General features: G+C 33.7%; 7 protein-coding genes. 2 read left to right on the plus strand and 5 right to left on the minus strand.

All coding sequences use genetic code 11. The features are described 5' to 3' along the window. Positions 1 to 55: 55 nt before the first annotated feature. The 5 genes from KM029_RS05095 to KM029_RS05115 all read right to left on the minus strand — a co-directional run bounded on the left by KM029_RS05095 (position 56) and on the right by KM029_RS05115 (position 9,799). Entirely contained in the window at positions 56 to 5,086 is a 5,031-nt protein-coding gene (locus tag KM029_RS05095; RefSeq protein WP_144072236.1) for a glycosyl hydrolase family 18 protein, read from the minus strand. Between the two features lie 390 nt (positions 5,087 to 5,476). Continuing rightward, positions 5,477 to 6,541: an ArsO family NAD(P)H-dependent flavin-containing monooxygenase gene (locus tag KM029_RS05100; protein ID WP_144072237.1), complete on the minus strand. Its 1,065-nt coding sequence runs from the start codon at positions 6,539 to 6,541 to the stop codon at positions 5,477 to 5,479. 100 nt (positions 6,542 to 6,641) lie between these two features. Further along, positions 6,642 to 8,063: a BCCT family transporter gene (locus KM029_RS05105; protein WP_205125415.1), complete on the minus strand. Its 1,422-nt coding sequence runs from the start codon at positions 8,061 to 8,063 to the stop codon at positions 6,642 to 6,644. 50 nt (positions 8,064 to 8,113) lie between these two features. Continuing rightward, on the minus strand, positions 8,114 to 9,055 hold the full coding sequence (locus tag KM029_RS05110) for a bifunctional metallophosphatase/5'-nucleotidase (protein WP_144072238.1): 942 nt from the start codon (positions 9,053 to 9,055) through the stop codon (positions 8,114 to 8,116). An 18-nt stretch (positions 9,056 to 9,073) separates the two neighbouring features. Then, positions 9,074 to 9,799, minus strand: coding sequence for a 5'-nucleotidase C-terminal domain-containing protein (locus tag KM029_RS05115; protein WP_144072239.1), 726 nt, complete (start codon positions 9,797 to 9,799; stop codon positions 9,074 to 9,076). A 229-nt stretch (positions 9,800 to 10,028) separates the two neighbouring features. Between KM029_RS05115 and KM029_RS05120 the strand changes: the two genes are divergently transcribed. Continuing rightward, positions 10,029 to 15,533, plus strand: coding sequence for an Ig-like domain-containing protein (locus tag KM029_RS05120; protein WP_144072240.1), 5,505 nt, complete (start codon positions 10,029 to 10,031; stop codon positions 15,531 to 15,533). Between the two features lie 22 nt (positions 15,534 to 15,555). Continuing rightward, positions 15,556 to 16,473, plus strand: a complete 918-nt coding sequence (locus tag KM029_RS05125) for a PorP/SprF family type IX secretion system membrane protein (protein ID WP_144072241.1) — start codon at positions 15,556 to 15,558, stop codon at positions 16,471 to 16,473. The last annotated feature ends 52 nt before the right edge of the window (positions 16,474 to 16,525 follow it).

A 16,525-nucleotide genomic window follows, 5' to 3' on the forward strand; every position in this document is an offset into this window, starting at 1 on the left:
TAGCCTGCCAATAAAATTGACAGGCTAATTAAATAAGAACTATAGTGTGTTAATACTATTTTTTAATAATTCTCTTTACTACTTGTTGTTCCCCTACTTGAACTTTCACAAGGTAAATTCCTGAAGATAATTGAGCACCTTCAATTTCTAAGACAGTGTTTCCACTCTCAACATCTTGATGCATAGACTGTAATAAACGGCCTTGTAGGTTAAACAATTGTAATTCCATAGCTCCTTCCTCTTTCACATTCAACATTATTTTTGTTGATTGAGTGAATGGGTTAGGGTAAGAAACTACATCAAATAACTCTTCTTCTAAATCTAGCTTATTAGCCATTTGTCTTGAGTTACCTGATAATTCATTGTTCATAGCCTGTAATAAGCTGTTTGCTGGATCCGAGACATCAAATGTTAGCTCCCAAATGATTGTTCCTTGTAATCCATTTGCTCTAGCATATGCTACTTTTGCTCCTGCTCCTTTTGGTGTTTCGTAATAGATTTCTCTACCATCTTCACCAATGTATCCGTTTAACTGGTTGGCATCATTTGGATCGAAAGAAGTTGCTGCATTTGGATATTGATCAAGAATTTCATCATAACCAATAAAGTAAAATCCATTAGCTCCCTGACCTGCCTCAGCTTTAGTTTGAGATAAATCATAACCATAGAAAGGAACACCAATAGCTAATTTACTTTCGTGAACACCATGTCCAGATCCCTGCCATGTAGCCCAATCTCCACTCCAATAATTCAACGAAGTTTCAACAGAATAAATAGGGTTATCAGCAGATGCTTTTGTGTATTTACTTTGATCAACATCATACAAAGATGAGTGAGGACCTACTGGAGAATCGTTCCAAGAACCTGTAAAATCATACGTCATTAAACCTAACCAATCTAGGTAATCTACCATATTGGCATCGTAGTTATTACCATACCAAGGTGTGGCAAATACTGCTGACGATAATAATAAAGATGGACGCTTAGCACGTAATTTCTTAGCCAATAATGTTAAGCCATAAGATGCAGGATGTGCCCCTTGATCAACATTTTCGTTCCACTTATCAGTACCACGTTTTCTACCACCTTGTTCAGATGTTCCAGGAATTGCAGGATCTGCCCACCAGCATTCCATATCTAAATCAATACCATCTAAATTGTACTGATCTACATAAGCTAATAACTTATCTGCTGCTGCAGAAATAGACGCTGGATTTGTTTGATATACTTCCATTAATTTAAGGAAACCATAATCTTCTGCTCCACCTACTGCAATAGAAACTGTTGCTCCTTGGCTATGTGCTTTTGTTACAATAATCGGTAATAGTGAATCTAATACATGTAAAGATTCTGCCGTATATTCTCCAGAAGCAAAATCAGCATCTGTATAAGAACCTCCAACTTTTGTATCGTACACTAAGAAAGAAACATTCACGTGAGTTACTTTAGAATAATCTAAATCTCCTGGACTTCCTTTCCAAGTAGGTACATAACCAATAATACGTTGTGCTCCTGTTGGTGCTGGTGCAAAAGGACCTGTTATATTGATAGTACCGTCTGCATTTACATCTGTTACTGCTGATGAAGTAAATTCTACAGTTTTTGTCGCTATTGTTGTATTATTTTGATCATCAATTGCTGATGCAGTAATTACATAAGTTCCAAAAGATACTGGAGTAAATGATGTAGAATTTCCATTAACAGTAACTCCATCTACTTCTAAAGTAACATTTGATACTACTCCATTCTCATCAGTAGCTTCCACTTCAATATCAATTGTAGTTAAAGCAGTGTATGTATCTCCTGATGGGTGAAGGAATGTTATAGCAGGAACAATGTCTCCAAGACCTCCATTTCCACATACATCTCCTGTGTCTTCCCAAGGATCTCCTCCATTTGGATTATTACCTTGAGTCCACCATTTTGCTCTATAAATTTTACCTTCATGCACAACCTGATTTCCACCTGTATAAATATCAGCCGCATTCCAAGTTGGATGAGGACAATCTACTACATCAACTGGTTCTGTAAGAACTACAGTTGCCTGAGCTGAAGCTGTTAAACCATCGTTATCAGTAGCTGTTACTTCAACTACATAACTTCCATATGTTGTTGCAGAATAATCTCCTTCTGCTACTTCTACTCCATTCACAGTATATACTACTGATGTAATATCACCATCTTCATCAGATGAAGTTGAAGATAAAGAAATATAATAAGGCAATGTTTCTACTTCTACACTACCTGCTACTGGAGTTGTTAAAGAAACTATTGGTGCAATTGGTTGTGGTTCTGTAATATTAACTGTAGCTTGAACTGTCCCTGTTTGTCCATCATTATCTGTAACTGTAGCTACAATAGTGTACTCACCGTATGTTGTTGCATCATAAGTAGTTTCACTTACTGCTTCTCCATTTACTGTAATTTCAACAGAAACTATACTACCGTCTTCATCTGCACTATTAGATGTTAAATCTAAAGTATATGGTAAAGTTTCAACCATTACACTTTCATCTTTTAATGTAGCAAAGCTTACTGTTGGAGCCACAGGCTGAGGTGCAACTACTGTTACTTTTACTTGATCTGTAGCTGTTTGACCATCATTATCAGTAGCTATCACAGTAAAGTTGTATTCCCCTAGAGCAGTGATATCGTAATTGCCTTCTGTTATAGATGTTCCATTCACAGCATATTCAATTGTGGAAACTGAACCATCTTCATCTGTTGCATTAGCTACTACACTAACACTTACCGGGAAAGATGTTGTTTGAATTGTTTCTGCAGTTGGTGTTACAAAACTTACTTGTGGAGCAATTGGTCCTACTTCACACGGACCTAACGTTTTCCACCAGTGTTCTGCTGATCCTGGAGTTACATTATAAAGATTATTTACTTGTGCTTCATAAAGCACTCCTTCAAAACTAACTTCATCTCCTGAATTATAGATTGATGGGTAACCTGCGTATTCTTCAGCAGTACATCCACCTCCAGTTGTTGTTTCTTCAGTAATTGTAACTGTTGCTGTTGCTGTTGCAGTCTCTCCTTCGTTATCTGTTACAATTGCTGTAATTGTATATTCACCAAAAGCAGAAGGTGTCCATGATGCAGTTGCTGTATCAAATGATTGACCATCTACTGAAATAGTTACACTTGCAATTGATCCATCTTCGTCGGCAGCTTCTGTAGTAATCTCTATAGCTGATAATGACGCTTGTACAACCTCAGAAGCATCTGCAGGAGCAGTAATAGAAATTGTTGGAGCAACATTTGGTACCGATGGGTCTACAACAACAACTTTTGCTGTTTTTGTTGCACTTTTTCCTTGATCATCTATAGCTGTAACACTAATCATTTGCTCACCGAATGCAGTCGGAACAAATGATCCCATGTAAATTCCCTCAGATGAAGTTAACGTAACTACTTCACCATTTGCTGTGGCTTCTACTGTACTAATTCCAGTATCATCAGAAGCTGTGAAAGAGAAAGAAATCGCCGATAATTCCGTTTGTTCTATTGTAGTTTCTGCAGTAATTGTAATAACTGGAGCTGGATTAACAGGTCCTGCATTTTCAGCAAAAACTTTATTTACTACATGTACTAATTCAGGTTTAGTATCAGGGCAAATTGGATAAGTACCTATTTTACTTGTTTCTGGTCCAACATTCCAATCTGTAAACATTTGCCAGATAATTACTCCTCCAATATTGTTATCAGTAATATATTCTGATTTTAATTTGATAGATTCTTCATCATCATAACTTGTGAAATAGCTTACACCACTTTCTGTTTTTGTAAGGTAAGGTACTTTTGCTTGATCATCCCAATGCTTTGTCCAACCGCCATTTGCAATTGCTTCTTTTACTTGGAAATAATAAGGAGACCCTTCTGTTGCTCCCCAATGATTCATATCCGCTGCTGAAGAAACTGGTCCGTCTACAGAGAAAGTTATATCTTTTTTAATAGTTGGAGCATTAACACCTGGCGTACCATCTACAACTACACCACGACCATAAAAGGCCATTCCCATATTAATTTTTTCGGTATCAATACCTAATTGATCACGCATGTAAGTGAACGTTTGATCCCATGAAAATTCGCCCCATTCTTCACCTTCATAAGGATATAAAGGAGAATTATGACCTGCAATTCCAGACCATCCACCATGAAAATCATACGTCATCATGTTGTAGTAATCCATTACTTTGTTTAATTCACTCCATTCCAAATTTTCTAATTTAGTTGGAGAAGCACTAAACGCCGCAGTAATTAACCTATCAGGACCAATTGCTTCACGGATGTCTTGCATCAATAAAGTATAGTTATGATAGTCATCTTCAGTACCAATAAAGTTCATTCCTGCAAATGGACCTGGATATTCCCAGTCAATATCAATACCATCAAACCCGTAATCTTCTACTAAAGTGACACAATCTTGAATAAAACGTGCTTTTTTAACAGGGTCTGCTGCCATTTCTGGAAAATGCTTACACATAGACCATCCACCAATAGAAGCCATTACTTTAATGCCATATTGATGTGCTATAGCAACCATGCCTGGAGTAGGATATTCTGTAAGTGGCCAGTTACCTGTTTCACCTGTAGCTGTTTTTACCCAACCTAAGTAACCTCCACCTGGATTTGGCTCATAACCTAATTCTGATAGTACATCGTCCCATCCCCAAAATTCTTGAGGAATACCAAGGACCATAGCTTGATCGTGACTTGAGTACTTATCTGGATGTAACAAATCTGTAGGCTGTTGAATTTGGCCATCTTGGTAGATTTGTTTGTTTCTTAAATCTCCACTGTGCATTGAACCGTCAACGGCCACGCCAAAGAAAGAAAAATTAAGAATTGTGTACTGAGAATAATCAATGTTGTAGTGATTTAATGCTCCTTTTGGAATATTAAAATCTGCTCCTTTCCATGAATCCCAGTTAGGAACATAGCCAATCACTTGTTTTTCGTGATCCGCAATAGAGTAAGGACTTCCCGTGTCAATTTGACCGAAAACTCCAATAGCTGGCATCATGTACATGAGCCATGCAGAAAGTCCTATCAAGAACTTCTTTCTGATGTTGTTCATCGTAGTGGTAGTTTGAATATAAAATGTAGTAGCAAAATGTCTGTGAGTAGTACTGAAGGGAACTACCCTGCTACTGGTTGTTTCTCAAACATAATTCTTTAAACCGCTAGAAAACAAACACCGAAAGGATACAAATTAGGGTACTCAATTAGTGTACAACAACCTTTTTAAGGGTACAAAATACATTTTAAAAAGGGTACAAAAACTCACACAATCACTGTTGAATGCCCTTTTATAAGGGTACATTGTTTTTATAAAACATTAAAATTGGGCATAAAAAAAACACAAGCATAATTTTGTGTTTCTTTTGTTAGTCATCACTTTTTAAAAAAGCAGACTATATATTTTTAATTTATCAAACAATGTTTTTTCTCCTTTACGAATTAATCTCTAACCAAATTTCAAATTAATAAGGTATTCAATTACTTCTTCTACAGTATTTTTTGCAGTTTTTCCAACACCATAAATAGTTGCAGATGCAAATCCCGTCCAATTACCATAACCCACTAACCATAACCCTTTTAAAAGCTCTACTCTAGTGCCATTTGTTTTCACTTCTCCGTTATCAACAATATTTAAATCTGATAAAAAACTTAAGTTTGCTTTAAAACCTGTACACCATATTACTGCATCAAATGCTTCTGAAGTACCATCTTCCCAAATTACACCATCTGAGCTAAACGAGAATGTAGAACGTCTAGCATGTAAAACACCTCTTTCCCTGGCATCTTTAACCGAATCTATCATTACAATGTCTGCCAATGAATACTCTTCCTTATTTACTTCTCCTTTTAATAATGATCTATATTTTTGAGTTGCATTATTAAACAGGTACCTTCCATCTACATCATCTGGTAAAAAAGTTGGTGGTGTAATTGTTGCCCATTGTACTTTATTGGTCTTTGTTAATTCTGATACAATCTGAGCACCACTATTCCCGCCACCAACAATAAGTATTTTTTTTCCTTTTAATTGCTCTGGATTTTTATAATTGACAGAATGAAGTTGTTCACCTTTAAATTTTTCTATTCCCTCATATGTAGGAATCTTTGGGTTGGCAGCAGTACCTGTACATCCTATTACTGTTCTAGAAATATAGTTATCTCCATCAGTTTGTATATGATAATACTCCCCATCATGAGTTACAGATGTTACATTAACAGGTCTTTTTATAGGGAAATCATACCTTTTTTCATAATCAGACATATAAGAAATAAACTCATTCTTATCAGGATATTCTTCTTTAGGAGGACGAATCATCCAGCCTGATAATGAAGAGTATATACCAGGAGAAAATAATTTGAGAGAATCCCAAACTTTCAACCAAGATCCACCTGCTTCCGCATTATTATCTAAAATTAAATAATCTAAATTATGTTTTTTCAGAAAGTAAGCGACTGACAATCCTGCCTGTCCTCCTCCGATAATAATAACATCGTAAATCTTCATATTCATTGTAAAATGTAAATCGTATCCTGCATTACAAAATAAATAGGTAAAAGTAGTTTTGTACTTTATTACAAGCCTAACATTTCTTAATTACTAGTGACATCCGTCATCTTTTTTTATTTATTAAGATTAAAAATCTAATTCCTTGAGCACATAAAATAAAAACGAACGGAATTGCACCAGTTATAGCAATAACTTTATTTAAGTCAACATTGTTCCGAATTAATAACGCAGAACTAATTCCTATTAATACACCACTCCAAATTAACTTACTACTATTAGATGTTTTTTTTGTTAGTAAAACAGTAACATAAATAGCAGAATCAGCACTTGTAATAACAAAAGTAGTGAGCAGCCCAATCGAAAGTAAACCTAATATATTTCCGATTCCAAAATTATTTAATAAGCTAAAAAGCCCTAAGGTATAGTTTGTATTTGTGGCTGCTTGTATTTCTTCTAAATTATTTGCTAAAAAGCCTCCTCCTCCAAATGTTGCGAACCATATTATAGTAATAATTGTAGGATATAAAATTACGCCTATTAAAAATTCTCTTATGGTTCTGCCTTTAGAAATACGAGCAATGAATAAACCTGTAAAAGGAGCCCAAGATATCCACCACAGAAAATAAATTATTGTCCAACCATGTGACCAACTTTCTGAACCTTCTGCAATAACAAAAGATAAAGTGGGTAATGCTTTAATATAAGCAATTGATGAATTGAAAGCATAGACTAACACATTACTAAAACCAACTAAATAAGCTATTGTAACTAAAAGTAGTAAAGCAAATGCTACATTAAAATTACTTAAATATTTAACACCTTTATTTAGACCACTTAATGATGATGAAATAAATACTAAAGAAATAAATGTAAGAAGTAAAAAACGAAATGCTAATCCTCCAATTTCTTCTGACACAATAGTTTGAACACCTGTTTCTATTAATGCTATTGAATTGGCCAATGTACCTGCTACTCCAAATAGTATAGCAACAACTGCTAACACATCAAATAGTTGATAAACTGAAGATGTTTTGTTCGTAAATGAAGCTGAAATTGTCATTTCTCTTCCTTCATTATAAGAAAACCAACCTATAATTAAACCAGAAAATGCATAAATGGCCCATGCATGAAGCCCCCAGTGAAAATCCGTAATCGCTAAAGCAAAAACAGCATCATGAGCACTATTAATTGGTGAATTTAAATGATATATTGGCTCTGCAACTCCCCAGAATATCAATCCACTTCCCATACCTGCAGCAAAAAGCATTGCTACCCATGAGAATGTAGAAAATTCAGTTTTCGCATTTTCTCCCCCCAACTTATTCTTTGCAAATGGAGATAAGATAAGGCCAATACAAATGATTAAAATAAGAGATACAGTCCATAAAAAAAAAGTATCAAAAGTGATTAAAAGATAGTTAACGATATCATTTAAAACATCAGTAGTTGTAGTTGGAAACACTATAAATATGCTTGCAACTACAACGCTGATAATTAATGACAGATGATTAAAAGACAACTTCATAAATTGAAATAGCAAGTCAAGGTTAAATTAGAAAAATCATTTATATAGTATTAAACCAAAGGGTAATTTTTAAATGAATCTGTTGACCAAGCTAATTTATTCTTTTTTGAACTATTGAAATAAAAATCTACCCTGCCTAATTTAATTCCAGCATACCCTACTTGAGTTACTACAACATCTTTTCCTTCTGCATTTTTTCTCACATCTGGCTCATCTAAAAATGTATGTGAGTGCCCTCCAATTATTATATCAATATCTTTTGTTTTCGCAGCTAGAATTTTGTCATCATAATCTGTTGGAGTAAAAGCAGTATACCCTAAGTGAGAAAGACAAATAACAAGATCGCATTGTTCTTCTTGCTTTAATATTCTTGTATATTCTTGTGCTACATCAATGCCATCTTGATAAACTGTTTCTTGATAACAAGATTTTGCAACAAGCCCATCTAAAGCAATACAAACACCAAAAATACCAATTTTCACCCCACCCTTATTAATAATTTTATAGGGTTTTGTTTTACCATCAAGAGATGTATTCTTAAAATCGTAATTACTAACAATAAAATCGAAATTGGCATGTGGTAATGCATTTGTAAAACCATCTACTTTTATATCAAAATCGTGATTACCCATTGTAGCTGCATCATACTTCATTTCTGACATTGCCTTAAATTCTATTTCTCCTTTAAAAAAATTAAAGTAAGGTGTTCCTTGAAATATATCTCCGGCATCCAATAAAAGTACATTTTCTTCTTCGGCTCTGATTGCTTCAATTAATGCTTTTCTTTTAGATACACCTCCCATATTAGGGTATTTTTTATGTGATGAGCCAAAAGGATCAATCTGACTGTGTGTGTCGTTTGTATGTAAAATTGTTAACTTTATTGGTGTGTCCTCTGCAAATAAAAGGTTAGCTGGCAACAAAAAACCAGCACTTGCTAAAGCACTACCTTTTGCCATGTGTTTGATAAATTCTCTTCTAGAATGTTTCATTTTAAAATGCTTTAGCTATTAAAGGAAATATAATCTTGTAGATTGATCTATTACTAATGGATTATGGTTTTCGGTATATTCCATTATTGCATCTCTTATAAGTAGATCCACATTTTCAACTTTAATAGATTTTTGGAAGAAATACATTTTGTCGCCACCATTATATAAATAGTCAGAGGTTAATACTTTATACTCTTTATTTTCATCAAATGGCACTCCATTAATAATAGGTTTTACTGGCTTATTATCTTTAATACCCATCTTTAAGCCTGATGTTGGTTCTTGTCTTTCCGCTATATAGATTAACATTTCTTTCATAGCTTCTCCCTTCATTGTAACAATGTATAAAGCATTATCAAAAGGCATTAATTTAAACACATGCCTTCTAGTAATTTCCCCTTTAAAGATAGGTGCTCGTAAACCTCCGTTATTCATTAAACACATATCAATTGAAGTACCTGTTTCCTTTTCAGCCATTTCTACAGATAAATCACAAACAAAATTCCCTAACGTTCCTACAGGATTACTAATTACCAGGTCTTCATTTGTAAAAGAAATCACTTGATTCATCTGTGCATCAAGTTTTGATTTGTAAGGAGCCACAACACTGTCCATTTTAGGATTAGAGGTTAATGTCTTATCAATTGGTAATGAATTGTATTCTGATGAGTCTAATACATTATTAGAAGTATTACAACCACTTACTATTGAGAGTATAAATAATAAAATTGGTATTTTTTTCATATCAACTAGTTATTGAATCCGAACAAAATTTACAGTAATTAGTTGAGTATACAAGATTATAATTCTTTCTAAATGTGAATAATGAAAATTTATCTACTTTAAGTGTAATGCATATTATATCATCTATTATGAAATAAATTATTTTATCTAAAAAAATGATTTATTGTGAAAAAAAGCTAAATTTAATTACCAAACTATTTTACTTATTCCTAATAGTAACAAACCTTACATGTTTAACATAACTCAAAGAATAAAATATATTCTTTTATTAACCTTATTTACTATCACAACTTCATTGGCACAAGAGATTTGTGACAACGGAATTGATGATGATGGCGATGGATTAGTGGACTGTTTTGATCCAGAATGTAGTAGTTACCCTGGATGTGATGGCTTTTACTTCGGCAACGATTCTGCTGCTTGCCAAGTGAAACCACCTATTTATCCTAATTTTAATATTGTAGCAAAATTCTCTACAGATATAAACGAAGCAACTATAGAGCAAAGATCTGGTGTGATGGTTGCTGACCTTGATTTGGATGGATTACCTGAAATGATTGGAAAAGAACAACCTAAGGGGCAACCAGGTCAAATCAATATTTTTAGTGGTCAAGACGGTCGCTTATTACAAACAATTAATGAAAAAGGTAACACGCATACGCATACTCAAGTTGCTATTGCAGATGTAGATAAAAATGGACTAGGTGATATTTTTGTTAATGAAGCCCGAACAGTAAGAAGATATGAATACCTTTCTGATCATTATATCGCTACTGCTGAAAATAATCATAAAGTTTTTTCGGCTTTACAGTCCTTACAAATTGCAGATTTTAACGGAGATGGCACTCCTGAAGTCTACACTGCAAATGCCATTTTTAATGCAATAACACTAGACCAAATTATAGCACCAGATTCTACTAAAAATAATGGTGCATACTCTTATGAAATTGGAGGTGATGATGGTAATAAAATAGAAGATGCTTATACACTAGCATATGATATTTTTAAACCTGGTGATACTAACCCTAATGGTGGAACATTTGGAAATGAAGTGGATGGCTTAGAATTGATTGCAGGTGGCAAAATATATGCCGTTGATATTAGTTTAGGTACACTTACCGAAATTAGTTCTTGTACTCTACCTTCAAAGTATCAGAATTTTTATAGACCTGGAGATGGTTTTGTAAGTATAGGAGATTTTACCGGAAATGGAAAAGCTGAAGTTGTAGTTACTTGTCATGTTGACGGAAATGTAGGAGCTATATACCTTTGGTCTCCTTACACTCAGCAGTTTTTAGCAGATTATACTTTTACTAAATCAAAAAATATTGGTAGATGTAATCTTGGAGACTTTGATAATGATGGTGAAATAGAAATTGGTACAGCTGGGAAAAATCAATATGTAGTTCTTGAATATAACGCATCAAATTCAACTCTCGATGAAAAATGGAAAAGAAGTAGCTTAGATGATGCTTCTGAAATGACAGGTTCAACTCTTTTTGACTTTGATGGTGATGGTAAAATTGAAGTTGTTTATTCTGAAGAAGAAAACTTATTTATATGGCGATGGGATGAAGACTCCCAAACATTTATAGAAGTTTCTAAAGTTACCTCAAGAGCTGGAACTAGAACTGAATATCCTCTAGTAGCTGATGTTAATGCAGATGGACAAGCAGAAATTGTAATGGCTGCCCAAGATTTAAATGGTCCTTCTGCAGAAGCTATTGGTTATATTACAGTTTGGGGCTCTTATGATTCTCCGTGGGTGTCATGTAGAAACCTATGGAATCAACATGGATATCATATTACAAATATTAATGATGATCTTACTGTACCAATTCAGCAACAAGATAATTTCAACCTCTATTTTGAAGGTTCTTTAAATGTTTTCCTAGGGCAAACTCCTTTTATTACTGACAGTTTAGATATTAGTTACGCAACTCCTGATTTATACATTCCTTCGATTACTGCTGATTTATCAAATTGTAGTCAAGGACAAGATATTCCAATTACAATTACTATTGGAAATCAAGGGGATTGGCCTGCAGCTGTTGGCACTCCTGTAACATTATACGATGGAGACCCTTATTCATCTACTGCAAACGCCACAGTAATAGATACTGTTCATCTTTCTAAAACTATCGAAATAGATAGTACGGTAAATGTTTCTGCACTAATTCCTCAAAATACATCTGGAGACCCCATCAATTTATTTATTCTCACCAATCATAATCCTTACAGTTTTGATGGGTCTGTAGTAGATGTCCCTCTACCTCAAGATAGTGTTTATACTCCTCTTCTAGAGTGTGACTATTCTAATAACTTATCTTTAGAATTAGTAGTAAATGGATGCGTAATTCCACCAACAATTGATTTAGATAATAATAATAGCTCAGGGTATGTTAAAGCTGATTTTTACAATGTTTATTATATAGGAAGTAATTCTAGTGGAAATATTGCTGACGAAGATGCAACGATAACAATGTTAGGAAGCGATGTTATCAACTCTTTAAATGTCACTATTTCCAACTACAACGGTGTTGATGCTTTAGATTTTCAGGGTTCATTACCATCAGGTGTTACGCATTCTACCAATACTAATGATCAATTTATATTTAGTGGCGATGCCTCTATAACTGAATATGAGAGCATATTAAAAGCTATTTATTTAATTTCTGATACTACTACAACAAAAGATTATACACAAAGGCAAATAACTGTAGTAGTTGACCCTTTTGGAGGTGCTCAAAGTGGTACTTATGTAAGTAATACAGCTACAGCTTTTATTGATATGAAAGCTAGGCCTGAGTCGAATGATGAAGTAAGAACAATTAATGAAGATACATTTTATACATTCTCTGCTTCCGATTTTGATTTCTATGATGCTGATGGAGATACTTTTGATGGGATAAGAGTTGCTTACCCCTTAAATCCTTTAAACTATCATGGAAACCTTGTTTATGATGGAGATACATTAACACCTTATCAATTAACGATAGGACATAATATTCCAGATCCTAGTTTACTAAGGTTTTACCCTGTACTAAATGCTAGTAATGATAATACAACTCCTGATCCTTATACCGTTTTTAGGTTTAGAGTAAAAGATAATACAGGTGATGATATAACACATCACCATTCTGTAGGCAATCAGTTTACAATTAATGTAACACCTGTTCAAGACCCTCCGATCTCTAAAGATACCACTGCAATTGCCCCTTTAAATATTAATACAGATAAGTTAGTAGAAAACCTTTTCTCGTTCGCATCTCCTGATCTAAATGCAACTTATCAATCCGTTATTATTAAAAGTCTGCCAACACACATTGTAAACTCTGTTTTCCAACGAGATACAGGTGGTGGTACTTTTGTAGACATTGCAGTTGATGACGACATTCCAGTAGGTACTTTAATTAGGTACAACCCTACTACTATGGTGGGAAGTGAGCCAATAAACTATGATAGTATTTACTTTAAAGTAAAAGACAATAGAAATTTAGAAAGTATTGATCAATATACATTTACGGTTAGTTTATTAATAGATATAGTAATTCTTGACTTTTATAAGATCGGCCTTAAGAACACTCCTTTATCCTTTAATAATCAAGAGTTTAACGATCATTATCATAATGTAGTTCCTACTGATTTAATTCAGAATATTACTATAAAATCACTACCCAATAATGGGACTTTAAAATTTAATAATACACCAGTAACAGTAAATCAAGATATTAGCTTTGCTTCAATTAATCAGTTAATTTTTGAACCTGACTCCTTCTGGCATGGCAGTACAAATTTTGACTATGCCGTTGAAGATCAAAATGGTGATATGTCATCTCAAGATGCTACAATTTATATTTTAATAAAAGACGTTAGACATGATCCTGTAGCTAGAGATGATTTTGCATCTACTATATCAAATATACCAGTGTTGATTGATGCTCTTTCAAATGATTATGATAATGATAACGACTCAATTTACCTTACAAGTATCAATTCTAGCACTCACGGTGAGGCATTTATTAATAATGGACAAGTTTACTTTATACCTGAAGAAAATTATGTAGGTGCAGCACCGTCTAATCAAGCCGTTATTAATTATACAATTGCAGATGGAATTGATGGTACAAGTTCAGCAAATATCAATGTGGACATTTTTAATGACACCCCTATTGTTGGAGATATATATTATGGAGGGTACGTTGGTGACACAGTTTTCTTTAAAAGAAGAGATTTTGAAAGTAGGTTTAATGATGGACAAGCACTAACAAAGATTAAATTTACTTCTCTTCCTATTAAGGGGAATATATACCAAGAGCCATTTACAGCTATTACTTTAAACCAAGAGATACCTGTTGATGAAATTGATGAATTATTCTATATTAATACTAACCCACAACAAGAAATTACTGAAGATTTTCTTTGGAATGGAAGTGATGGAATATCTTATGCAACGAATGATGCACATATATTTATCAATTTATACTCAAAAACACACCCTCCTGTAGCTGTAGATGATAAAACAACTACTGATGAGCTCACTCCGGTAACAATTGATGTTCTTGCTAATGATTATGACATTGATGGACACTCCCTTGAAATTATTAGTGTAGAAATGAATGAGTCTTATCAAAATGACGGGATAATTACTGTTGAAAACAATCAGGTTCTTTTTACGCCTATTCCAAACCATACCGGCCTTTTTTATGCTAACTATTATATTACGGATAATCAGGATGGTACAAGTTCAGCTTTAATTAGAATAATTGTAGCAAATTCATTGGAAGGACCAACTGTTGAAGAAGTAACTCGTTATGGAGAAAAAAATAGTGACCTACAATTTACTATAGAAGATTTTGAAAATAGTTACTCAGACCCAAATAGTGCTAGTTTAGATAGTATCAGAATAAGTGGCCTGCCATCTAATGGAGAGTTTCTTTATAATGGAGCTAGTATAGTAAATGGGCAAACAATTGCTAAAACTGACATTCCAAACTTTAGTTACAGACCAAATACAGATTTTATAGGAAATGATTATAGTCTTTGGAGTGGTTATAATGGAACATTATGGTCTAGTTCTTCTAAAAAAATTAATATCATAATTGTCGAAAATTTAGATGATCAAGTACCAACTGTTACTGATATAAATAAGTCTGGAGCTGAGAATGAAATCATATATATATCAATCGAAGATTTTGAAAACCACTTCTCAGATCCTCTCGACTCTACAATTCATGCTATCAAAATTACTTCCTTACCTGAAAATGGAAGAATTACTTTAAATGAAAATCCTATCAGTTTAAACCAAGTTATTCATGCTGATAGCATAGAGAATATCACATATACTCCTTCATTAGATTTTTCTGGTATAGACGAATTTTACTGGAATGGGTTTAATGGAAAATTTTATTCCCAACAAGATGCTGCAGTATTTATTGAGATAGGTCCTGAATTAGTAATTTATTCATCGTTTACACCAAATAATGATGGTATAAATGACTATTGGCATATCAAAGATATTGAGTTCTACGATAACAATGTTGTTACAATTTATAATAGGTGGGGTAATGAAGTGTATTCAGCAAGAAATTATGATAATAATGCCGTAAAATGGACTGGTTTTAATGACGGTAAAGGAGGTACAAATGCCCTTCCTGCTGGTACTTATTTCTATAAAGTTAATTTAAATGATGGTAGTCCTGTTAGATCAGGATATGTAGTTCTTGCTAAATAGTAACCCAAATAAAGTCTTTACAATGAAACTATACATATATATATTATTTACTGTTCTGTTGCTTTATAAAAGTAACAGAACATACGCTCAACAGACCACATTATACTCTCAATACATGTTTAATGGAATGACCATTAATCCAGCTTACGCAGGTGCTCAGGGTGGATTAAATGCAAGTTTTATTTACCGACAACATTGGACCGGTGTAGGTGGATCTCCCAATACAAGTACTTTAGCAATAGATGCTCCTATTGGTTCAAAAAGAATGTCTGTTGGTGGTATTTTTTCTCAGGATAAAATCGGGGCTACTACCACTCAAAACATGAACATTATGGCAGCTTACAGATTACCTCTTGGAAACGGTACTTTATCGTTTGGGCTAGAAGGTGGTTTTAATAATGTTAGTGTTAATTTTGCAGACCTTACATCCCACCTTCCTGACCCTTCATTACCTAATGAACGAGTTGCTAGAATGTCACCTAATTTTGGTGCAGGTTTGTTTTATAACACTGATAAATATTACATAGGTTTTTCTGTACCTCGTCTTATTCAATCAGATTTAGGTGATCCAAATTCCACTTTAGTAGTAGAAGAACAACGGAATTATTTCCTAACAGGTGGATATGCATTTGAGGTTAACCACATTCTAGTACTAAAACCTAATGTGTTAATTAGGTATACTGATGGTGCACCCTTGCAGGCTGACATTAATTTAAACGCACTTTTACAAGAGTGGCTATGGCTTGGGGTATCATATAGAACACAAGAATCTGTTGCTTTTATTACTGAAATTCAACTGAATAAAACCTTTAGACTTGGATATTCTTATGATTTAGTAACTAATTCTGCGTCTAATATTACTCAAGGGTCGCATGAATTTATGTTGAATATCTTTTTCAGTGGTAAAAAAGATAAAATATTAACTCCAAGATACTTCTAGCAATCAATATGAAAAATATACTATTCCTACTCTGTTTTTGTTATGTATGTAT

Origin of the sequence: Flammeovirga kamogawensis (assembly GCF_018736065.1) — a bacterium.
Classification (GTDB): domain Bacteria; phylum Bacteroidota; class Bacteroidia; order Cytophagales; family Flammeovirgaceae; genus Flammeovirga; species Flammeovirga kamogawensis.

What these genes read in the sequence shown, in the direction of transcription:
- KM029_RS05095 (WP_144072236.1), bottom strand. Translation starts at nt 5,086, where the DNA reads ATGAACAACATCAGAAAGAAGTTCTTGATAGGACTTTCTGCATGGCTC.
- KM029_RS05100 (WP_144072237.1), bottom strand. Translation starts at nt 6,541, where the DNA reads ATGAATATGAAGATTTACGATGTTATTATTATCGGAGGAGGACAGGCA.
- KM029_RS05105 (WP_205125415.1), bottom strand. Translation starts at nt 8,063, where the DNA reads ATGAAGTTGTCTTTTAATCATCTGTCATTAATTATCAGCGTTGTAGTT.
- KM029_RS05110 (WP_144072238.1), bottom strand. Translation starts at nt 9,055, where the DNA reads ATGAAACATTCTAGAAGAGAATTTATCAAACACATGGCAAAAGGTAGT.
- KM029_RS05115 (WP_144072239.1), bottom strand. Translation starts at nt 9,799, where the DNA reads ATGAAAAAAATACCAATTTTATTATTTATACTCTCAATAGTAAGTGGT.
- KM029_RS05120 (WP_144072240.1), top strand. Translation starts at nt 10,029, where the DNA reads ATGTTTAACATAACTCAAAGAATAAAATATATTCTTTTATTAACCTTA.
- KM029_RS05125 (WP_144072241.1), top strand. Translation starts at nt 15,556, where the DNA reads ATGAAACTATACATATATATATTATTTACTGTTCTGTTGCTTTATAAA.